The 19,505-nt window shown below is 72.6% G+C and carries 21 protein-coding genes; 8 read left to right on the forward strand and 13 right to left on the reverse strand.

Going from position 1 to position 19,505, the window contains the following annotated elements:
• Window positions 1–122 precede the first annotated feature (122 nt).
• The 5 genes from ACFC51_RS02970 to sigE form a co-directional block, all read right to left on the reverse strand.
• Window positions 123–785, reverse strand: coding sequence for a hypothetical protein (locus ACFC51_RS02970; protein ID WP_376372409.1), 663 nt, complete (start codon window positions 783–785; stop codon window positions 123–125).
• 125 nt (window positions 786–910) lie between these two features.
• Window positions 911–1,375, reverse strand: coding sequence for a sec-independent translocase (locus ACFC51_RS02975; RefSeq protein ID WP_376372407.1), 465 nt, complete (start codon window positions 1,373–1,375; stop codon window positions 911–913).
• Window positions 1,376–1,484: 109 nt separating this feature from the next.
• Window positions 1,485–3,386: a trypsin-like peptidase domain-containing protein gene (locus ACFC51_RS02980; protein ID WP_376526703.1), complete on the reverse strand. Its 1,902-nt coding sequence runs from the start codon at window positions 3,384–3,386 to the stop codon at window positions 1,485–1,487.
• Window positions 3,387–3,475: 89 nt separating this feature from the next.
• Entirely contained in the window at window positions 3,476–4,435 is a 960-nt protein-coding gene (locus ACFC51_RS02985; RefSeq protein WP_376372401.1) for a zf-HC2 domain-containing protein, read from the reverse strand.
• Complete coding sequence (gene sigE / locus ACFC51_RS02990; RefSeq protein WP_376526706.1) at window positions 4,432–5,193, reverse strand: RNA polymerase sigma factor SigE; 762 nt, start codon at window positions 5,191–5,193, stop codon at window positions 4,432–4,434. Before sigE ends, ACFC51_RS02985 begins: the two co-directional genes overlap by 4 nt.
• 177 nt (window positions 5,194–5,370) lie before the next feature.
• On the opposite strand from sigE, the gene ACFC51_RS02995 reads away from it, so the two are divergent.
• The gene (locus ACFC51_RS02995) at window positions 5,371–6,036 is read left to right on the forward strand and encodes an O-methyltransferase (RefSeq protein WP_099174635.1); all 666 of its coding nucleotides are present in this window, start codon (window positions 5,371–5,373) and stop codon (window positions 6,034–6,036) included.
• Window positions 6,037–6,181: 145 nt separating this feature from the next.
• On the opposite strand, the gene ACFC51_RS03000 is transcribed toward ACFC51_RS02995, so the two are convergent.
• Window positions 6,182–6,349, reverse strand: a complete 168-nt coding sequence (locus ACFC51_RS03000) for a DUF3117 domain-containing protein (protein ID WP_003966491.1) — start codon at window positions 6,347–6,349, stop codon at window positions 6,182–6,184.
• 314 nt (window positions 6,350–6,663) lie between these two features.
• On the opposite strand from ACFC51_RS03000, the gene ACFC51_RS03005 reads away from it, so the two are divergent.
• Window positions 6,664–7,476: an enoyl-CoA hydratase/isomerase family protein gene (locus ACFC51_RS03005; RefSeq protein ID WP_376526709.1), complete on the forward strand. Its 813-nt coding sequence runs from the start codon at window positions 6,664–6,666 to the stop codon at window positions 7,474–7,476.
• Window positions 7,477–7,478: 2 nt separating this feature from the next.
• Here ACFC51_RS03005 and ACFC51_RS03010 read toward each other — a convergent pair whose 3' ends face one another.
• A complete protein-coding gene (locus ACFC51_RS03010; protein WP_376526712.1) occupies window positions 7,479–8,063 on the reverse strand; it encodes a DNA-3-methyladenine glycosylase I in 585 nt (194 codons plus the stop codon).
• Window positions 8,060–8,452: a DivIVA domain-containing protein gene (locus tag ACFC51_RS03015; protein ID WP_376372424.1), complete on the reverse strand. Its 393-nt coding sequence runs from the start codon at window positions 8,450–8,452 to the stop codon at window positions 8,060–8,062. The genes ACFC51_RS03010 and ACFC51_RS03015 overlap by 4 nt, the downstream gene beginning before the upstream one ends.
• 96 nt (window positions 8,453–8,548) lie before the next feature.
• Here ACFC51_RS03015 and folP point away from each other — a divergent pair, with 96 nt between their 5' ends.
• Window positions 8,549–9,421, forward strand: a complete 873-nt coding sequence (folP, locus tag ACFC51_RS03020; protein ID WP_376372392.1) for a dihydropteroate synthase — start codon at window positions 8,549–8,551, stop codon at window positions 9,419–9,421.
• 182 nt (window positions 9,422–9,603) lie between these two features.
• Here folP and ACFC51_RS03025 read toward each other — a convergent pair whose 3' ends face one another.
• Together ACFC51_RS03025 and dapE are read right to left on the reverse strand one after the other, a co-directional pair.
• Window positions 9,604–10,389: a TIGR00730 family Rossman fold protein gene (locus ACFC51_RS03025; protein WP_376372389.1), complete on the reverse strand. Its 786-nt coding sequence runs from the start codon at window positions 10,387–10,389 to the stop codon at window positions 9,604–9,606.
• Window positions 10,390–10,474: 85 nt separating this feature from the next.
• Window positions 10,475–11,554, reverse strand: a complete 1,080-nt coding sequence (gene dapE / locus ACFC51_RS03030) for a succinyl-diaminopimelate desuccinylase (RefSeq protein WP_376526714.1) — start codon at window positions 11,552–11,554, stop codon at window positions 10,475–10,477.
• Window positions 11,555–11,616: 62 nt separating this feature from the next.
• On the opposite strand from dapE, the gene ACFC51_RS03035 reads away from it, so the two are divergent.
• Together ACFC51_RS03035 and ACFC51_RS03040 are read left to right on the forward strand one after the other, a co-directional pair.
• Complete coding sequence (locus ACFC51_RS03035; RefSeq protein WP_376372383.1) at window positions 11,617–12,522, forward strand: hypothetical protein; 906 nt, start codon at window positions 11,617–11,619, stop codon at window positions 12,520–12,522.
• Between the two features lie 308 nt (window positions 12,523–12,830).
• A complete protein-coding gene (locus ACFC51_RS03040) occupies window positions 12,831–13,178 on the forward strand; it encodes an ATP-binding protein (RefSeq protein WP_376372380.1) in 348 nt (115 codons plus the stop codon).
• A gap of 150 nt (window positions 13,179–13,328) precedes the next feature.
• On the opposite strand, the gene ACFC51_RS03045 is transcribed toward ACFC51_RS03040, so the two are convergent.
• Window positions 13,329–14,432 (reverse strand): bifunctional succinyldiaminopimelate transaminase/glutamate-prephenate aminotransferase, encoded by a 1,104-nt coding sequence (locus tag ACFC51_RS03045; RefSeq protein WP_376526717.1) that lies wholly within the window; start codon window positions 14,430–14,432, stop codon window positions 13,329–13,331.
• A 100-nt stretch (window positions 14,433–14,532) separates the two neighbouring features.
• Window positions 14,533–14,853: a ferredoxin gene (gene fdxA / locus ACFC51_RS03050; RefSeq protein ID WP_014154250.1), complete on the reverse strand. Its 321-nt coding sequence runs from the start codon at window positions 14,851–14,853 to the stop codon at window positions 14,533–14,535.
• A gap of 117 nt (window positions 14,854–14,970) precedes the next feature.
• Here fdxA and ACFC51_RS03055 point away from each other — a divergent pair, with 117 nt between their 5' ends.
• The 3 genes from ACFC51_RS03055 (at window position 14,971) to ACFC51_RS03065 (ending at window position 18,947) form a co-directional block, all read left to right on the forward strand.
• On the forward strand, window positions 14,971–15,972 hold the full coding sequence (locus tag ACFC51_RS03055) for a GNAT family N-acetyltransferase (protein ID WP_376526720.1): 1,002 nt from the start codon (window positions 14,971–14,973) through the stop codon (window positions 15,970–15,972).
• A gap of 30 nt (window positions 15,973–16,002) precedes the next feature.
• Window positions 16,003–16,854 (forward strand): transglutaminase-like domain-containing protein, encoded by an 852-nt coding sequence (locus ACFC51_RS03060; RefSeq protein ID WP_376372371.1) that lies wholly within the window; start codon window positions 16,003–16,005, stop codon window positions 16,852–16,854.
• A 290-nt stretch (window positions 16,855–17,144) separates the two neighbouring features.
• Window positions 17,145–18,947 carry a coagulation factor 5/8 type domain-containing protein gene (locus ACFC51_RS03065; RefSeq protein WP_376526723.1) on the forward strand — a complete coding sequence of 601 codons (1,803 nt, stop codon included), beginning with the start codon at window positions 17,145–17,147 and terminating at the stop codon, window positions 18,945–18,947.
• A gap of 61 nt (window positions 18,948–19,008) precedes the next feature.
• Here the strand turns inward: ACFC51_RS03065 and ACFC51_RS03070 are convergent, their stop codons facing one another.
• Window positions 19,009–19,446, reverse strand: a complete 438-nt coding sequence (locus ACFC51_RS03070) for a VOC family protein (RefSeq protein WP_376526726.1) — start codon at window positions 19,444–19,446, stop codon at window positions 19,009–19,011.
• Between the last annotated feature and the right edge of the window lie 59 nt (window positions 19,447–19,505).

A 19,505-nucleotide genomic window follows, 5' to 3' on the forward strand; every position in this document is an offset into this window, starting at 1 on the left:
GCCGGCCAGGGCGCGGGCCCCCCCCCCCCCCACCCGGCCCGGCCCCCCCCCCCGGGCGGGGGCGGCCTCCTGATCAGGAGGCCGCCCCCGCCCGTCGGTCGTGCCGCCCGGTCCCCGGCGGCTCAGTTCTCGTACGAGGCGATGTCGCCGATCACCGCGAACCCCAGGCCGTAGGCGCTCATGCCGCGCCCGTACGCGCCGATGTGCACCCCGTCGGGGGCGGAGCCCGCGAGCACCCAGCCGAACTCGGACTCGCGGTAGTGGAAGTCCACCGGTACGCCGTCCACGGGCAGGGACAGCGTCGACCAGGGCGCGCGGTCCAGATCGTCCGCGATCTCGAACGCGGTCTCGGTCTGCTGGTTCAGCCATTCGCCACGCAGGGTGTGGTCCATCTGCGGGGGCCAGGTGCAGTCCAGCAGCCCGGAGCCCGCCAGCCAGGCGGCCGACGAGACCGTGGTCGCGTCCAGCACCCCCGTGCCGTCGTCGCTGTGCCGGACGGGGTTGCTGCCCACGGTCACGACCACCGCGAAACGCGCCTTCTCCGCACCGGCGTCCGCCCGTACGACGGGCTCCTCGCCGTGCCCGGTGGACCCGTGCTGCACCGTGTCGTCCGCCGCCGCCGTGACGTGCATCAGCCAGCGCGGTCCCGTGAACGCCTCGTCCAGGCCGTACCAGGGGAACGGCGCCTTGAGATAGCCGTCGACAGTACGCCGGGTCGCCGGCAATCCCTCCGCGGTGACTGTGCTGGGCGCACCGTCCGCCCCTGCCCGACTCGTCGTCTCCACTGTCCGGCCGCCTCCTCGATCATTCGCTGATCCGGAGCGGCCCTCCCCCCGTGGGCATGGGCAACCTCGCAACCGGACAGATGGAGAATAGCCATACCGTCCGGACGAGCCGGGATTGACCGGTCTCAGGTGGCGTCTGCGTCGAAGGGCGGGCGGTCGTCCTTGGCGGGCTGCGCGGGCTTCTTCAGGAGGTCGGGCGCGGCCGCGGCCCCGGCGGCAGCGGCGGTGCCCGGCTCCGCGGTGCCGCTGGACGAGGCGCTCTCACGGCCGTTCACCGCGTCGGTGACCTCGGCCATCTCCTTGCGCAGGTCGAAGCTCTCGCGGATCTCCTTGAGCCCCAGCTCGTCGTTCCCGTCCATGAGCTGCTTGCGGACGAACGTCTTGGGGTTGAGGTCCTCGAACTCGAAGTCCTTGAACTGCGGTCCCAGCTCCGAGCGGATGTCTTCCTTCGCGCTGTCCGAGAACTCACGGATCTTGCGGATCGTGCGCGTGACGTCCTGGATGACCTTCGGCAGCTTCTCCGGGCCGAATACGAGCACGGCGAGAACCACGAGCGTCAGCAGCTCGAGTGCGCCTATGTCATTGAACACCTTGCTGCTCCTCGTGTTCCCTGCGTGGTCTCCGCCGCCAGGTCGTCGGGGGCCCGGACCGCTCCACGGTACCCGGCGAAGCTGTCCGTGCGGTACCTGCCGGTGGCCGTCAGGTGCCGCTCGCCGAACCGAGCGTCAACGTCATGGTCAGGTCCTTGCCTCCGCGGGTCAGGACCAGAGCCAGCCGGTCGCCGGGCCGGTGGGCGCGGATCTTGACGATCAGTTCCTCGCCGCTGTGCACCCGCCGGCCGTCCACCTCGGTGATGACGTCACCCGACCGGATGCCCGCGTCGGCGGCCGGTCCGTCCTCGGTCACCGCGGGCCCGCCGCCCGCCGTTCCGCCGCCGACCTTGGCCCCGTCGCCGGTGAACTCCATGTCCAGCGTGACGCCGATCACCGGGTGGGTCGCCTTGCCGGTGTTGATCAGCTCCTCGGCGACCCGCTTGCCCTGGTTGATCGGTATCGCGAAGCCGAGGCCGATGGAGCCTGACTGGCCGCCGTCGGGAACGGATCCGCTGTCGGCGGCGCGGATGGCGCTGTTGATGCCGATCACCCGGGCGTCGGTGTCCACCAGGGGGCCTCCGGAGTTGCCCGGGTTGATGGGCGCGTCGGTCTGGAGCGCGTCGACGTAGCTGACGTCGCTCCCGTCGCCCTTCTCGCCGCCCGCGGTGATGGGCCGCTCCTTGGCGCTGATGATGCCCGAGGTGACCGTGTTGGACAGGTCGAACGGCGCGCCGATGGCCACCACCGGGTCGCCGACCCGCACGTTGTCGGAGTTCCCGAGCGGCAGGGGCTTGAGGCCCGAGACACCGGTCACCTTGACCACGGCGAGGTCGTAGCCGCTGTCCTTGCCGACGACCTCGGCGGGCGCGCTCTCCCCGCTGCTGAACGTCACGGTGATGTCGCCGGTGGAGCCCGCGGGGGCGACCACGTGGTTGTTGGTGAGGATGTGGCCGCTGCCGTCGAGGACGAAGCCGGTGCCCGTGCCGGACTCGGCGGAGCCGCTGACGTGCAGGGTGACCACGCTGGGCAGTGCTCTGGAGGCGATGCCGGCGACGCTGTCGGGGGCCCGGCCGCCGTCGTCCGGGCCGGCCTGCGGCAGTTCGACCGTGGTCAGGCCGCCGTTGCGCTCGACGTACGCGCCGATCCCGCCGCCGATCCCACCCGCGACGAGCGCGAGCAGCGCAGCTCCGACGAGGATCGTTCCCCGGCGGCTCCGGCCCGTCCGCGCGTCCGGGGCGGGGCCGGGGTGGCTGAGCGGCTGCTGCGGGAGCGTGCCCCAGGGGTCGTAGCGCAGCCACTGCGAGGCCGGCTGCGGGGACTGCCGGGCCGGAGCGGGATGCTGGAGGGTCTGGGGCGCCGCGGGCTGCTGGGGCACCGTGGGGGGCGCGGGCGGGGGTGCGTAGGCCTCGGCATGGCCGTGGCCGCCCTGCCCGGGGGTGGTGCCGGGAAGGGGCGCGGGCATGCCGTGACCGTCCGTCCCCGCGTAGGGCGGTGGTACGGGGGTCCCGTGGGCCGGGGTCGGCACCGGACGCTGCACCGGCGGTGCGGGCGCCCAGGGGCCGGGGTCGCCGTAGGGAGGGGTGCTGTACTCGTCGGGCGCGTGCAGCGGCTGCGCACGGGGCAGCGGGTGCTCCGCGGCCGGCGGCACGGGGGCCGGGGGTGCCGGTTCGTCCGGCAGGGCGGCCCCCCGGATCTCCTGTGCGTCCGGCACGGCGGCCGGAGGTACTGGTTCGTCCGGCAGGGCGGCCGGGGACGCCTGTGCATCCGGCGCGGCGGCAGGGGGTGCCGGGATGAAGTCGCCGGTGGGCGGGGCGGGGGTGAAGTCGCCGTCCGGTGTCACCGCCGCGGGCGGCTCCCCGGCCGGACGCGCGACGGCCTCGCCGGCGCGCGCCCCGGCGGACTCCGCCCCGGACGACGCGTCGCCCTCCGGTCCGGCCGGACGGTTCCGCTCCGTCGAAGGACGGCTCCACCACTTCGTCTTCGGCCCGCTGGGCTTCCCGTCGTCCATGCTCTCCCCGCAACTGGCCCTCGCACGCCCCACGGAGGCGTCCCTGCCGGAATTCAACCAGGTTTGCGATTCCGCGCGCAGGGCCCTTCTCAGCGCAGCGGGGTGAGAGGCGTCGCCCCGTCGCGCAGCTGCGGGGCGGAGGCCGTGGCGGACGGCACGGCCCGCTCGGGCTCCGCTCCCCCTCCGAGCGCGGCCGAATACAGCGGGCCGGCGCCGGTCGGGCGTATCAGCGGGGGCACGGCGACGTTCAGAGCCGGGAAGGCGAAGGTGCCGCCGCTGACGGCCGAGGTGCTCAGCAGCGTGGGTGAGGAGGCGAGCGCGGGGCGCACGGACGCGGACGGCGTGACGCCGGGCAGGGGGCCCCGGTCGTCCCCGACCGCCAGGGCGCCTCCACCGCTGCGGCTCGCCGCTGTGGCACCGCCGGTCCGGTCCCCGGCGGCGAGTGCGGGCGTGCTGCTGCCCGCGCCCTCGGCGCTGAGGGGCGGTTCGGGACCGTAGTCGAGCGGGAGGGAGCCACCCAGTGCGATGGCCGCGAGCGAGACCGCGCTGGCGGCGACGAACGCGAAGCGCCGGGCGCGCCAGGGCGAGCGGTCCGCGTCCCGGCCCACGTCGTGGATGCGGAAGCCGGGGGCGGACGGGCCGCCCGGCAGCACGGCGGTCGAGCCGTGAGGTGCGGGGAGGTAGCCGAAGCCGTCCAGCGGTGAACGCTCCGGCTCCGCGGGCCCGCCGGACCCCCGTACGGGGAAGACCCCTTCGCCGAAGCGCCGGCCGGCGCCGAAGCCGTCACCGGGTCCGTCGTCCCTGCCGCTGGGCCCACCGGGGAGGCCCTGGAGACGCGCGAGGAAGCCCTCGGAGGGCGAGGGAGCGGCGGAGGTCGCGAAGGCGCTCTTCAGCCGCCGCTGGGAGTCGGCTTCGGACTTGCACCTGGCACAGGTCGCCAGATGGGCCAGGACCCGCTCCCGGGCGTCGTGTTTGAGCTCGCCGTCGACAAGCGCGGCGAGCCGGTCCCCCAGGTGCTGTTCCGCGGGGGTCGGACCTGTGCCACTCACGCCGTACCGCCCTCCCCCGCCAGGACCGCGTCCGCGAGGGAACGCTGCTCGGCCCGCGCCTCGGGCGAACGGTGCTGGAGCGCCTTGCGCAGGTGGGAACGGCCCCGGTGGATGCGGCTGCGCACCGTGCCGAGCTTGACGCCGAGCGTGGCGGCGATCTCCTCGTACGAGAGGCCCTCGATGTCGCAGAGCACGACCGCGGCGCGGAATTCGGGCGCGAGGGTGTCCAGCGCCTGCTGCACGTCCGCGTCGAAGTGCGTGTCGTTGAAGACCTGCTGCGGGGACGGCTCACGGCTCGGCAGCCGTTCGGCCGCGTCGTCGCCGAGGGAGTCGAAACGGATCCGCTGCTTGCGGCGGACCATGTCCAGGAAGAGATTCGTCGTGATCCTGTGCAGCCAGCCCTCGAAGGTGCCGGGTGTGTAGGTCGACAGCGACCGGAAGACGCGGACGAAGACCTCCTGGGTGAGGTCCTCTGCGTCGTGCTGGTTACCCGTCAGCCGGTAGGCGAGGCGGTACACCCGGGCGCTGTGCGTGCTGACGATCTCTTCCCATGAGGGCGGGGTCCACGCCTGGGAATCCGCATCTGAGGCGAAGGTCGCGGTCGGTGCGGAATCGTTGGAAGAACGGTCAGCAATGTCGGTCACGGATTTCGGCTCACCCGCCGACCTGAGAAAGCGCCGCAGCGCACCTCTCCGATCCACAGGCACAGCCGCACCTCCCCTATCGGCTCTGGTGGTGTCCAGTGGAGCCCCTACCATAGCCACCTCGCCCGTTAGCTCCGGATAAGCCTTTTTACCTGCTCGTGCCCCGGTGTCGCGGGGGCAAGAGGAACATTCCGGGCCCGGCTCGACCGGCCGGTCCGCGCGTTCCCCTCCGCCCCTTCCTAACGCCTGGTCCCATCAGCGGGTTCCCGGGTCCAGCGGATACAGTCACCGTTGCGCCAACTACGGGGACAGGAGAGGGTCATTACCGCCAACCGGCAGACGAGCTGGGCATTCGCCGACGCCTTTGTCGCCGAGGAAGAAGCTCTGCTCTGGGCCCGGGACCGGGCCCACGAGACAGGGCTCCGCCCGGTGTCCTCGGGCACCGGTGCGGCACTGCGCCTGCTCGCTGCCACCGCGGACGCCAAGGCCGTCGCCGAGATCGGCACCGGAACCGGCGTGTCCGGTATCTATCTGCTGCAGGGCATGCGGCCGGACGGCGTACTGACCACCGTCGACCCGGAGCCCGAACGCCAGCAGTTCGCCCGTGAGGCCTTCCGTGCCGCCGGCTTCGCGACGAACCGGGCCCGCTTCATCCCGGGGCGCGCCCTCGACGTGCTGCCGCGGCTCGCGGACGGCGGGTACGACCTCGTCTTCTGCGACGGCGACCGGCTCGAGAGCCTCGACTGCCTCGCTGAATCGTTGCGCCTGCTGCGGCCGGGCGGCCTGGTCTGTTTCGAGGGCGTCTTCGCGGACGGCCGCACGATCGACTCCGCCGCGCAGCCGGCCGAGGTGCTGCGCCTGCGGGAACTGCTGCGGGCCGTGCGCGAGAGCCAGGAACTCATGGCGACCCTGCTGCCGGTGGGCGACGGGCTGCTGTGCGCGGTGCGGCGCGGCTGAGCCCCTGTGCGCCGCGGCTGCTCGCCGGCCGGGCACGGCGGGCGAGCAGCCCCGTGCGGGACGCACGCCGGGGCGGACCATGACGCACTGCTGCCCCGGCACGGAATCCGTGCCGGGGCAGCAGTGAAGTGTGGGCTCCTACGCCTCAGCCGACGACCTTCTTCAGCGCGTCACCGAGTGCATCGGCCTCGTCCGGAGTCAGCTCGACGACAAGCCGACCGCCGCCTTCGAGCGGAACGCGCATGACGATGCCCCGCCCCTCCTTTGTCACCTCGAGCGGGCCGTCGCCCGTCCGCGGCTTCATGGCCGCCATGCTCGTTCCCCTTCCTGAAACCAGCTCATCGCAGCCGGCGGCTCCATGACAGGCGCTGCCTCACCGGCGTCGAACACAATGCTTCCTCCGCATTATCCCGCATCGGAGACCCCGATGACCAACATCGGTCTGCATCGCTTGCGCAACGCGCTTTCCCAAAACCACCCAATTCGGCGATCCAACTGCGATACTGCGCCACCGCCGACCGCCCGCCGAGGTCCAATCGTTAGACGCAGGTCACATGTCCGGGCCGCCCGGAGTCCGCCATGCTTGCCTGGACAGGCACAATGCCGGAGCCGTAAGGGGACTGAGGAATGGCCGACACCATGGCTGACACCGTGCTCACGGACGTGAGCGACGGGCTCGCGACGATCACGATCAACCGGCCCGACGCGATGAACGCCATGAACACCGCCGCCAAGGTCGCGCTCCGCGACGCGCTCAGGGCGGCCGCCGACGACCCCGCCGTGCGGGCGGTTCTGCTCACCGCCACCGGGCGCGCCTTCTGTGTCGGCCAGGACCTCAAGGAGCACGTCGCCAAGCTCACCGAGGCGCGCGAACCGGACGGCGGCAACGCGCTGAGCACGGTGAAGGAGCACTACAACCCCATCGTCCGGGCCCTCACGGAGATGGAGAAGCCCGTCGTCGCGGGGGTCAACGGGGTGGCCGCGGGGGCGGGCTTCGGGTTCGCGCTCGCCGCCGACTACCGCGTGGTCGCCGACACCGCGTCCTTCAACACGTCCTTCGCGGGCGTGGCGCTGACCGCCGACTCGGGCGTCTCCTGGACCCTGCCCCGGCTGATCGGCGCGAGCCGCGCCGCCGACCTGCTGTTCTTCCCGCGGTCGATCTCCGCCCAGGACGCCTACGAGCTGGGGATCGCGAACAAGGTGGTGCCGGCCGCCGACCTGGCGAAGGAGGCGCACGCGGTGGCCCGCGCCCTGGCGGACGGACCGACGGTCGCCTACGCGGCCCTCAAGGCCTCCATGGCCTACGGCGCCGGGCACACGCTCGCGGAGACGCTGGAGAAGGAGGACGAACTCCAGACGAGGGCGGGCGCGTCGCAGGACCACACGATCGCGGTCGAGGCCTTCCTCGCCAAGCAGCGGCCGAAGTACCTCGGCAGGTAGGGCTACCGGCCGCCGCCCCGGGCCACGCAGTCGGCCAGGTGGTCGTCGACCAGACCGCAGGCCTGCATCAGGGCGTACGCGGTCGTGGGGCCGACGAAGCGGATGGACCGCTTCTTGAGGTCCTTGGCCAGCGCCGTGGACTCGGGGGTGACCGCCGGGACGTCACCGAGGGCGCGCGGGGCCGGGCGCGTGGCCGGGTCGGGGGCGTGCGACCAGATGAGCGCGTCCAGCTCGCCCGTGTCCCAGCCGGCCAGCACCTCGGCGTTGGCGAGTGTGGCGTCGATCTTCGCCCGGTTGCGGATGATCCCGGCGTCGGCGAGGAGCCGTTCCTTGTCGGTGTCGGTGAACTCCGCCACGGCGGAGATCTTGAATCCGGCGAACGCCCTGCGGAAGCCCTCGCGGCGGCGCAGGATCGTCAGCCAGGAGAGCCCCGACTGGAACGCCTCCAGGCAGAGCCGCTCGAAGAGGGCGTCGTCGCCGTGGACGGGGCGGCCCCACTCGGTGTCGTGGTAGGCGAGGTAGTCCTCGGTGGACAGGCCCCAGGGACAGCGCAGGCGCCCGTCCGCCGCCGGCTCGGCGCCGCTCACCGTCCGCCCTCCTCGTCGTGGGGAGCGTCCTCGGCTGCGGGCGGCTCGCCGGGGCGCTTGAACAGGTCGGGGCCGTTCACCGCGGTCGCCTGGGCACCGGCCAGTGCCGATTCGAGCTCCGCGATGTGGGCGTCCCGCTCGGCCAGCTCGGCGCCGAGCCTGCCGAGCGCCTCGTCGACGTCCGCCATGCGGTAGCCCCGCACGGCCATGGGCAGCCGCAAGGACTCGACATCGGCGCGGCCGACGGGCCGGTTCGTGGGCAGCGGGTCGGTGAGCCTCTCGGGCTCGACGTCCTGCAGCACCGCGCTTCCGCCTCCACCGACCACCGCCAGGGTGACCGCGGCCACGACCACGGCCATCGTGAGCAGCAAGAACCAGAACACGTGCATCTCCCCGGGAGCGGAATACCTGTCCAGGTCAGATCGTGCCATGCGCCACCGACAGTTAGGGTCGCAGGCGCAGGCGAGCTACAGGAGGAACCAGGGATGCGAAGCGCGGCGCTCAGGCTGGGGCGGCGGGAATTCGGACCGGACGAGCGGGTGGTCATGGCGATCGTGAACCGGACGCCCGATTCCTTCTACGACCAGGGCGCGACGTTCCGCGACGAGCCCGCGCTCTCCCGGGTCGAGCAGGCCGTCGCGGAGGGCGCGGCGATCATCGACATCGGCGGGGTGAAGGCCGGTCCCGGCGAGGAGGTGACGGCCCAGGAGGAGGCGCGCCGCACGGTCGGCTTCGTCGCCGAGGTGCGCCGGCGCCATCCGGACGTGGTGATCAGCGTGGACACCTGGCGCCACGACGTGGGCGAGGCCGTCTGCGAGGCGGGGGCGGACGTGCTGAACGACGCCTGGGGCGGCGTCGACCCGAAGCTGGCGGAGGTGGCCGGGCGGTACGGGGCGGGGCTCGTGTGCACGCACGCCGGGGGCGCGGAGCCTCGTACGCGGCCGCACAGGGTCGCCTACGACGACGTGACGGCGGACATCCTGGAGGTGACCCTGGGGCTCGCCGAGCGGGCCGTGGAGCTCGGGGTCAGGCCGGACGGGATCATGATCGACCCGGGGCACGACTTCGGGAAGAACACCCGGCACTCCCTGGAGGCGACACGCCGGCTGGACGAGATGACGGCGACGGGCTGGCCGGTCCTGGTCTCGCTCTCCAACAAGGACTTCGTCGGGGAGACGCTCGACAGGCCCGTGAAGGAACGCGTGATCGGGACACTGGCGACGACGGCGGTGTCGGCCTGGCTGGGTGCGCGGGTGTACCGGGTGCACGAGGTGGCGGAGACCCGGCAGGTCCTGGACATGGTCTCGTCCATCGCCGGCCACCGGGCGCCCGCGGTCGCCCGGCGCGGGCTGGCCTGAGCCCGCCCCCGCCCCCGCCCCCGCCCCCGGTCCGGGCCTGCGGGCCGGACCGGGGGGCCCGCCCGCAGGCCCGGACCGGACCGGTCGGTTCCGACCCGCCGGACGGGGCGCGTCGGGCCGGGGTGCGTCAGGCCGGGACGCGTCGGGCAGGGACGCGTCGGGCCGGGGCGCGTCGTGAAGTCCTACCGGCCGACCTCCTTCGTCACCAGCCGGACCGCCTCGTCCACGTCGTCCGTGACGTGGAACAGCATCAGGTCGCGCTCGGACGCCTTGCCCCCCGCGACGACCGTGTCCCGCAGCCAGTCCACCAGGCCGCCCCAGTACGCCGTGCCGAACAGGACGATCGGGAAGCGGGTCACCTTGCCCGTCTGCACCAGGGTCAGCGCCTCGAAGAGCTCGTCCAGCGTGCCCAGACCGCCGGGCAGCACGACGAAGCCCTGCGCGTACTTCACGAACATCGTCTTGCGGACGAAGAAGTAGCGGAAGTTGACGCCGATGTCGACATGTGGATTCAGCCCGGACTCGAAGGGCAGCTCGATGCCGAGTCCGACGGAGACGCCCTTGGCCTCCCGCGCCCCCTTGTTCGCCGCCTCCATCGCCCCGGGGCCGCCGCCCGTGATGACGGCGAACCCGGCCTCGACGAGCGCCTTGCCGATCCGGACGCCGGCCTCGTAGTCCGGTCCGTCGGCCGGGGTGCGCGCGGAACCGAAGACACTGATGGCGCTGGGCAGTTCCGCCAGCGCACCGAAGCCCTCCACGAACTCCGACTGGATCCGCATGACCCGCCAGGGGTCCGTGTGCACCCACTCCGAATCACCTTCGGAGTCCAGCAGCCGCTGATCGGTCGTGCCCGGCTGGACCTGGTCCCTGCGACGCAGTACCGGGCCCAGTCGCTGTTCCTCGGGCTTCACCGCGCCCTCGGGAATCTGCGCGCCCTCGGGGATCCGTGCGTCCTCCGGGTTGCCCATGACCTGCTCCCTCCGCCGACCTGCGATGTGCGTGTGTCGCTTCAGCGTAGATCGGCGGAGGTTACGCGCAGGGGAATGCCGTGAGTCAGCTGGTGAGCCAGGAGCGGAGGCGCTCCTCGCAGTGGGTGATCCGGTCGACCGCCACGTGCTCGTCCCGCTTGTGCGCGAACAGCGCGTCGCCGGGGCCGTAGTTCACCGCGGGAACGCCGAGCGCGCCGAAGCGGGAGACGTCCGTCCAGCCGAACTTGGGCTGGGCCGTGCCGCCGACCGCCTCCATGAAGGCCTTGGCGGCGGGATGTGAGAGGCCGGGCATCGCGGCGCCCGAGTGGTCGTCGAGGGTGAATTCGGCGACGCCGCAGTCCGCGAAGACCTCCCGGACGTGCGCCTCCGCCTGCTCGGGGGAGAGGTCGGGCGCGTACCGGTAGTTGACCACCACGGTGCAGGCGTCCGGGATGACGTTGGTGGCGACACCGCCCTCGATGCCCACGGCGTTGAGCCCCTCGCGGTACTCCAGGCCGTCGATGACCGGGCGGCGCGGCTCATAGGCGGCGAGCCTGGCCAGGACGGGCGCGGCGGCGTGGATCGCGTTGGCCCCCATCCAGCTGCGTGCGGAGTGGGCCCGCTCGCCGGCCAGCCGCAGGTGCACCCGGATGGTGCCCTGGCAGCCGCCCTCGACCTGCGCGTCGGAGGGCTCCAGCAGGACGGCGAAGTCGGCGTCGAGCCACTCGGGGTGCGCCTCGGCCACCTGCCCGAGGCCGTTGAGGTGGGCGGCGACCTCCTCGTTGTCGTAGAAGATGAACGTGAGGTCGCGGTTGGGCTCCGGCACCGTCGCCGCGATCCGCAGCTGGACGGCGACGCCCGACTTCATGTCGGAGGTGCCGCATCCCCACAGCACGCCGTCGTCGTCGAGCCGGGACGGGACGTTGTCCGCGATCGGGACGGTGTCGATGTGCCCCGCCAGGACGACGCGCTCGGCACGTCCCAGCCGCGTCTTGGCCACGATGTTGTTGCCGTGGCGTTCGACGGTCAGGTGCGGCAGCGGTCGCAGGGCCGCCTCGATGGCGTCGGCGAGATCCTTCTCCTGCCCGCTGACCGAGGGGAAGTCGACCAGCCGCGCGGTGAGCTCCGGGCCGTCCAGGGCGAGGTCGAGCGTGTGTCCATCCATGGCCCCGAGCCTAAGGGACCACGCTCTCGGTCCCCGCTCGTACCCTCCAGTACGGTGGGCCCGTGCCCCGGACCAGCTCCTCCCCTCGCCGCAGCCGCCTCCTCCGTGTCGCGGCCGCCTTCGCCGTGCTCGTGGCCCTGGCCGGCTATCTGGCCGTGCAGTACCTCTCGGGGCACAAGGGGGCGCCCCGGTGCACCGTGGGGCCCTCCGACGGGGGCGAGGGGCGTACGTACGAGCTGACCCCGGACCAGGCGGCCAACGCGGCGACGATCTCCGCCGTGGGCACCACCCGCGGGCTGCCGGAGCGCGCGGTGACCATCGCGCTGGCGACCGCGCTGCAGGAGTCCGCCCTGCGCAACATCGACCACGGCGACCGGGACTCGCTCGGGCTCTTCCAGCAGCGCCCCTCGCAGGGCTGGGGCACGCCCACCCAGATCATGGACCCGGTGTACGCGTCGGGGAAGTTCTACGAGCACCTCGCCGAGGTCCCCGGCTACTCGCGGCTGCCCCTGACCGTCGCGGCCCAGCGGGTGCAGAAGAGCGGGTTCCCCCAGGCGTACGCCAAGCACGAGCCGGACGCGGCGCTCCTGTCCGCCGCGCTGACCGGACGCGCCCCCGCCTCGCTGACCTGTTCGCCGTCGGCGGCGACGGCCGCGGACCCGGGAGACGCGGCCGAGGTCCGGTCCGATCTGACGCGTGCCTTCGGGAAGGACGTCCTGCCCGCCGCCTCGTCGGCCGGCTCGGCCGCCACGAGCACGGTGTCGGTTCCCGTGCCGGCCGACGAGGGGGCGACGTCCCGGCGCGGCTGGGAGCTCGCCCACTGGGCGGTCGCCCGCGCCGGCACCCTGCGGATCGACGAGGTCTCGTACGCGGGCAAGGTGTGGACCTCCGGCACGGGCTGGCGGACCGAACGCGCGGAAGGCGGGACATCACCCGCGCACACCGTCCGGATGCGGCTCGCTCAGTAGTACGGCCTGTCATCCGGGAGGGGTGTTCGGCACTCACCCGGACCCCACGCGCACCGCCTTTCCCGCACCCCCTCATTTCCGGCCGATTCTCGCGGGGAAAAGGGGAAGTGACGGCTCATCACGGCCTCGGCGCCTGCACCGTTCGCCCGGGTTCCTCCGTTGCGGATTATCTGACGCATTACCCACTCTTTACCTCGGTGCCCCGCAACCTTCCCCGCCCCCGGACCTGTTGTTCAGTGCGTCCGATCACCGGACAGGCGGATTCCGTATCCGCCGCGAACCCGTTGACGTCCCGCCGAAGGAGCATCATGTCCCTCCCCCTGACCCGTCGGATCGCCCGTGCCGCGCTGCTGATCGCCGCAGGCGCCGCACCCGTGGTCGGCGCGGCCGGTGCCGCGGGCGCCGCGGGGCTCCCGCAGACCCCCGCGCTCGGCGGCCTCACCTCGCTCGACGGCGCCGGCGTCAGCAGCACCCTGGACTCCACCGCCAAGCAGGGCTCCGACGTGGCCAACGAGACCGGCGGCAAGGTGGTCGGCACGACTCTGCCCGCCGCCGGCAAGACCCTGGAGAAGGCCGGCGACGCCGCGGGCGGCGAGCTGTCCACCGACTCCCTGCCGACCAAGGGCCTGCCCACCAAGGGCCTGCCGATCGGCTGATCCACCGGCACCCGTGCCGTACGGCATGCGAAGGGGCCTCGGGAGTGCGCACTCCCGAGGCCCCTTCGCCGTACCGGAGCCCTTGGCCGTACCGGAGGAGCCCTAGGCCGTACCGGAGGAGCCCCCTCGCCGTACCGGGCCCCGCGGGCCCTAGGACAGCCGCTTGACCGCCGCCTCCACACGTTCGTCCGAGGCCGTCAGCGCCACCCGCACGAAGCGGTCCCCGGCCGGTCCGTAGAAGTCGCCGGGCGCCACCAGGATGCCGAGCTCCGCGAGATGCGCCACGGTCTCCCAGCAGGGCTCGTCGCGCGTGGCCCAGAGGTAGAGGCTCGCCTCGCTGTGCTCGATCCGGAAGCCGTGGGCCTCCAGGGCCGCCCTCAGGGCCGTGCGCCGGCGCGCGTAGCGCTCCCGCTGCTCGGCCACGTGCGCGTCGTCGCCCAGCGCCGCGACCGTCGCCGCCTGGACGGGGGCCGCGGTCATCATCCCGCCGTGCTTGCGGATCTGGAGCAGCTCGCCCAGGACCGCGGCGTCGCCCGCGACGAAGGCGGCGCGGTAGCCGGCGAGGTTGGAGCGCTTGGAGAGCGAGTGGACGGCCACGACGCCCTCGTACGTCCCGCCGCAGACGTCCGCGTGGAGCACGGAGACGGGCTCCGCCTCCCAGCCGAGCTCCAGGTAGCACTCGTCGCTGAAGACCAGCACCCCGTGCTCGCGCGCCCAGGCGACGATGCGGGTCAGCTCGTCCTGGGGCAGCACCCGGCCCGTCGGGTTGGACGGGGAGTTGAGCCAGAGCAGCTTCAGCCCCTCGGGGTCCAGCTCCGTCGGGTCGTCGTAGACGACGGGTTCGGCGCCGCAGAGCCGGGCACCGACCTCGTACGTCGGGTAGGCGAGCCGGGGGTAGGCCACCTTGTCGCCGGCGCCGAGACCGAGCTGGGTCGGCAGCCAGGCCACGAGCTCCTTGGAGCCGACGACCGGCAGCACGTTCTCGTGGCGCACGCCGACCGCGCCGAGCCTGCGCTCCACCCAGCCGGTCAGGGCGTCGCGCAGCGCCTCGGTCCCCCACACCGTCGGATAGCCGGGACTGTCCGCCGCGGCGATCAGCGCCTGCTGGATCAGCTCGGGCACCGGGTCGACCGGCGTGCCGACCGAGAGGTCCACGATGCCGTCCGGGTGGGCCACGGCCGTCGCCTTGTACGGCGCGAGCTTGTCCCACGGGAAGACGGGGAGTCGGGAGGAGACGGGAACTGCTGCGGACACGGAACTCTGCTTTCTCGTACGGGGCGTGGCGGCCGGGAAACACCTCGGTCCCGCACGGTGACGAGCCGTACGGGACCGGGCGGCGCTGTGGTGCGGTCGCCTACTGGTTCTGCGGCGGCAGCGCGGCGATGAACGCGTGGTCGCGCTCGATGAGACCCAGCTTGGAGGCGCCACCCGGCGAGCCGAGGTCGTCGAAGAACTCGACGTTCGCCTTGTAGTAGTCCTTCCACTCCTCCGGGGTGTCGTCCTCGTAGAAGATGGCCTCGACCGGGCACACCGGCTCACAGGCTCCGCAGTCGACGCACTCGTCCGGGTGGATGTACAAGGACCGGGAGCCCTCGTAGATGCAGTCCACGGGGCACTCTTCGATGCAGGCCTTGTCCTTCACGTCGACACAAGGCTGCGCGATGACGTAGGTCACGCTGTCGTTCCTCCTCGGTAGGGCGTTGGCTCTCGCGCGGGAGCGCGGCGTCGTCGATGCCCGCCCCTAGTATCTCCGTTCCGGGGCACGATCCGAACAGGAGGGGCAGACAGAGCTGTGGAATTCACCATGGGCGGACGGCTCGAGGTTCGCATAACACCCGATGACGTGGGAAAACGCGTCTCGGTGCGGCGCGTCGTCGGCCCAGCGGGCGAGGGCGCGAAGTTCACCGACACGGTCGGGGTTCTCACATCGTGGGACGACGGCGTGCTCTCCGTCACCACGAAGGACGGCGAGGGCGTCCGCATCGCGGAGTCCTCACTGGTGGCGGGAAAGGTCGTGCCCCCGGCCCCGGCGCGCCGTCGCGGTCCGGCCGCCTCCTTCGGTGAACTCGCCCTCACCACCGCGCGCGCCTGGCAGCCCGTGGAGAGCGAACCCCTGGGCGACTGGCGGCTGCGCGCGGCCGGCGGGTTCACCCGCCGCGCCAACTCGGTGCTGCCGCTCGGCGATCCGGGCCTCCCCCTCGACGAGGCGCTCGGCACGGTCCGGCGCTGGTACGGCGAAAGGGGCCTGCCCGCCTGCATCCAGGCCGCCACCGGTGCCGAGGGGACCCAGGAGCGGCTCTGCGCGGACCTGGAGGAGCACGGGTGGCGGCGCGAGGTGACGGCCGAGGTGCGCATCGCGTCCCTGGCGCCGATCGGCGACCTGGACCACGACGTGTCGGCGGTACGGACGTCCCGGGAGCCCGGAGCCGGCTGGCTCTCCCGGTACCAGCGCTTCGAGACCCCGGGACCCCATGTGCTGGAGGTGCTGGGCAGCGGCCCCTCGGTGTGGTTCGCCTCCGTACCGGGCGACGGCCCGGAAGGGGTGCCCGCCGCGATCGGGCGCTGCGTGGTGGACGGGCGCTGGGCCGGCTTCATGGCCGTCGAGGTGGACCCGGAGCAACGGCGCCGCGGTCTGGCGACGGCCGTCATGACGGCCCTGGCCCGTACGGCGCTGGCCGAGGGCGCCTCCGCCGCCTGGCTCCAGGTGGAGGCGGACAATGAAGGTGCCCGCGCGCTCTACGACGGCATGGGCTTCGCCACCCACCACCGCTACCACCACTTCCGGTGCGCGTAGCGGAGACAGCAGCGGGGATACGTGTCACACATGAGCTCCGATGATCCCGGCAGGTCCGAGCGACGGCAGCGGTTCGCCGAGGAGGCGCGCGCCGAGCGGCCGGACCTCGCGCTCCTCTGCCTGCTACTGGGCGCGGAGGCGTCACCGCCCTCGGCGGGGGACGCCGACCCGTACGGCGTCGACGCGGCGCAGATCGAGCTGGACCGGCTGGCCGGCCTCCTCCCGTACGGAGCCCGCGGTGCCCGGGTGTGGGCGTCCGCCCTCGCCGAACTGCTCGGTGAGCGCTGCGGTTTCGCGGGGTCGTCGGCGGACTACCAGCGGCTGGACTCGTCGGTGCTCCAGCAGGTGCTCCGGCGCCGCCGGGGGCTTCCGATCCTGCTGTCCGTCGTCTGGATCGAGGTCGCGCGGCGGGCGGGGGCGCCCGTCTACGGGGTGGCGCTCCCGGGCCACTACGTGGTCGGGTTCGGCGATCCTGCCGAACGGGTGCTGGCCGACCCCTTCGCCGGCGGCGCCCCGCTGAGCGGCGAGGACGCGGAGCTGATGGTGGCGGGGGCGACGGGGACGCCGCTGGAGCAGTCGATGCTGGTGCCCGCCAGGCCGCTGGAGACGGTCCTGCGGATCCTGAACAACATCCGGGCCTGGGCGTCGGCGCGCCCCGAGCGCACGGACGTGGCGCTGTGGGCCCTCGAACTCTCCCTGCTGCTGCCCTCCCACCCCGCCAGGCTCCGCTACGAGCGGGCCCAGCTCCTCGTGCAGCGCGGGGAGTTCCTGCGCGGGGCGGCGGAGATGGACGAGTACGCCGAGATCGTCGACGGCATCGAGCCCACGGCCGCCGAGGCCATCCGCCACCGCGCCCAGGCCGCCAGGGCACTGCTCAACTGACGCGGACCGGAGGCCGGAAGGGCCGGGCCCGGGTCCGCTTCGTCCGGCCGGCTACGGGCCCTGAGGTCACCTTGTGAACTCAGGGCCGGTGCGAACTGCGCACAGAACACCTCAATCGGCGCACGGCCGACGCCACAGGTTGCCCGAACGGGGAACGGACGAGACTCCTGATGCGCACCTATTGACGTGTCCAAGGCAACAGCGGTTACATCGGCGACACGAGAGAGCGCTCTCTCGTCTCTCTCGCAGTTCCGTCGTGCACCCGTACCACGACCCAGGAGACGCCATCCATGCACGTTCCCCCCACGCACCACCCGCACCACACGCCCCCCACGGCACCCCGCAGGCACCGCAGGACCAGAGCGCTCGGCTTCGCCGCGCTCGCCGTCTCGCTGCTCATGGCCTTCCCCACGGCACAGTCGGCGTTCGGCGAAGAGGCCGAGGTGGTGGCCGGCGGCGGTGACCTCGGCCCCAACGTCCTGGTCTTCGACCCCTCGACCCCGGACATCCAGGGCAAGGTCGACGAGATCTTCACGAAGCAGGAGTCGAACCAGTTCGGCAGCGACCGCTACGCCCTGATGTTCAAGCCGGGCACCTACAACGACATCAACGCCCAGATCGGCTTCTACACCTCCATCGCCGGCCTCGGCCTCAACCCCGACGACACCACCTTCAACGGTGACGTCACCGTCGACGCCGGCTGGTTCGACGGCAACGCCACCCAGAACTTCTGGCGTTCGGCCGAGAACCTCGCCCTCAACCCCGTCAGCGGCACCAACCGCTGGGCCGTCTCCCAGGCCGCCCCCTTCCGCCGCATGCACGTCAAGGGCGGCCTCAACCTCGCGCCCGACGGCTACGGCTGGGCCAGCGGCGGCTACATCGCCGACAGCAAGATCGACGGCCAGGTCGGCCCCTACTCGCAGCAGCAGTGGTACACCCGCGACAGCTCCATCGGCAGCTGGGGCAACGGCGTCTGGAACATGACGTTCTCCGGCGTCGAGGGCGCGCCCGCCCAGAGCTTCCCCGAGCCGCCGTACACCACCCTGGAGACCACCCCGGTCTCCCGTGAGAAGCCCTTCCTCTACCTGGACGGCGACGCCTACAAGGTCTTCGTCCCGGCGAAGCGCACCAACGCCCGCGGTACGACCTGGGCGGGCGGCACCCCGCAGGGCGAGTCCATCCCCCTGGACCAGTTCTACGTGGTCAAGCCCGGCGCGAGCGCCGAGACCATCAACGCGGCGGTGGACCAGGGGCTGCACCTGCTGTTCACCCCGGGCGTCTACCACGTCGACCAGCCGATCGAGATCGACCGCGCGAACACCGTCGCCCTCGGCCTCGGCCTCGCCACGATCATCCCGGACAACGGCGTGACGGCGATCAAGGTCGGCGACGTCGACGGCGTCAAGCTCGCCGGACTCCTGGTCGACGCGGGCCCGGTCAACTCCGAGACCCTCGTCGAGGTCGGCCCCGACGGCGCCTCGGCCGACCACTCAACCAACCCGACCTCGTTGCAGGACGTGTTCGTGCGGATCGGCGGCGCCGGCCCCGGCAAGGCCACGACCAGCATCGTCGTCAACAGCGACGACGCGATCATCGACCACACCTGGGTCTGGCGCGCGGACCACGGCGAAGGCGTCGGCTGGGAGACCAACCGGGCCGACTACGGCGTCCACGTGAAGGGGGACGACGTGCTGGCCACCGGCCTGTTCGTCGAGCACTTCAACAAGTACGACGTCCAGTGGTCCGGCGAGAACGGGAAGACGATCTTCTTCCAGAACGAGAAGGCGTACGACGCCCCGAACCAGGCCGCCGTCCAGAACGGCGACACCAAGGGATACGCCGCCTACAAGGTCGACGACTCCGTCACCACCCACGAGGGCTGGGGCATGGGCAGCTACTGCTACTTCAACGTCGACCCGACCATCCGCCAGCAGCACGGCTTCCAGGCCCCGGTGAAGCCCGGGGTGAAGTTCCACGACCTGCTCGTCGTCTCGCTCGGCGGCAAGGGCCAGTACGAACACGTCATCAACGACACCGGATCCCCCACGTCCGGTGACACCACCGTCCCGTCCCAGGTGGTCTCCTTCCCGTAGACCGGAGGAAGGCGGGGCCCGGCCGCGGCCGGGCCCCCGTCGTCCGCGCCCCCTGCGCCGGTCAGAGGACGCAGAACTCGTGGCCCTCCGGGTCCGCCATCACCACGTGGTCGGGCCGCCCGTTCAGCTCGTGCCGCTGGATGACCGTGCCGCCCGCCGCCGTCAGCCTCTCCACCGCCTCGGCCACCCGCGGCCGGCGGATCTCCCACGGGGTCTCGCGGCCGCCTCCGGCCTGCACGTCGAGGTGCAGGCGGTTCTTCGCCGTCTTCGGCTCCGGGACCTTCATGAAGGACAGGCTCGGTCCCGTGCCGTCCGGGTCGGACAGATGGGCGCCGTCGTCCCACTCCGCCTCCGGGACGCCGTGGTGGACGAACCACTCCTCCCAGCTGCCGAATCCGGCGGGAGCCGGCTTCTCCACGTACCCCAGGGCGAGCGCCCAGAAGCGTGCCAGCGCCTTCGGGTGCGCGCAGTCGATCGTCAGACTCCACCGGGTGGACATGGATCCGCCTCCTTCGCGGGCCGTCCCTCTCCGTGAGCCGCCCGCACACCGGGTCCGTA

This window comes from Streptomyces sp. NPDC055962 (genome assembly GCF_042270185.1).
In the GTDB taxonomy this organism is placed as follows: domain Bacteria; phylum Actinomycetota; class Actinomycetes; order Streptomycetales; family Streptomycetaceae; genus Streptomyces.

Bases quoted from the DNA above. Each gene is read 5' to 3' on its own strand.
- ACFC51_RS03015 (WP_376372424.1), bottom strand. From the start codon at position 8,452: ATGCACGTGTTCTGGTTCTTGCTGCTCACGATGGCCGTGGTCGTGGCC.
- ACFC51_RS03070 (WP_376526726.1), bottom strand. From the start codon at position 19,446: ATGTCCACCCGGTGGAGTCTGACGATCGACTGCGCGCACCCGAAGGCG.
- ACFC51_RS03040 (WP_376372380.1), top strand. From the start codon at position 12,831: ATGTCCCTCCCCCTGACCCGTCGGATCGCCCGTGCCGCGCTGCTGATC.
- dapE (WP_376526714.1), bottom strand. From the start codon at position 11,554: ATGGATGGACACACGCTCGACCTCGCCCTGGACGGCCCGGAGCTCACC.
- folP (WP_376372392.1), top strand. From the start codon at position 8,549: ATGCGAAGCGCGGCGCTCAGGCTGGGGCGGCGGGAATTCGGACCGGAC.
- ACFC51_RS03065 (WP_376526723.1), top strand. From the start codon at position 17,145: ATGCACGTTCCCCCCACGCACCACCCGCACCACACGCCCCCCACGGCA.
- sigE (WP_376526706.1), bottom strand. From the start codon at position 5,193: ATGGTAGGGGCTCCACTGGACACCACCAGAGCCGATAGGGGAGGTGCG.
- ACFC51_RS02980 (WP_376526703.1), bottom strand. From the start codon at position 3,386: ATGGACGACGGGAAGCCCAGCGGGCCGAAGACGAAGTGGTGGAGCCGT.
- ACFC51_RS03060 (WP_376372371.1), top strand. From the start codon at position 16,003: ATGAGCTCCGATGATCCCGGCAGGTCCGAGCGACGGCAGCGGTTCGCC.
- ACFC51_RS03005 (WP_376526709.1), top strand. From the start codon at position 6,664: ATGGCCGACACCATGGCTGACACCGTGCTCACGGACGTGAGCGACGGG.
- ACFC51_RS03000 (WP_003966491.1), bottom strand. From the start codon at position 6,349: ATGGCGGCCATGAAGCCGCGGACGGGCGACGGCCCGCTCGAGGTGACA.
- ACFC51_RS03025 (WP_376372389.1), bottom strand. From the start codon at position 10,389: ATGGGCAACCCGGAGGACGCACGGATCCCCGAGGGCGCGCAGATTCCC.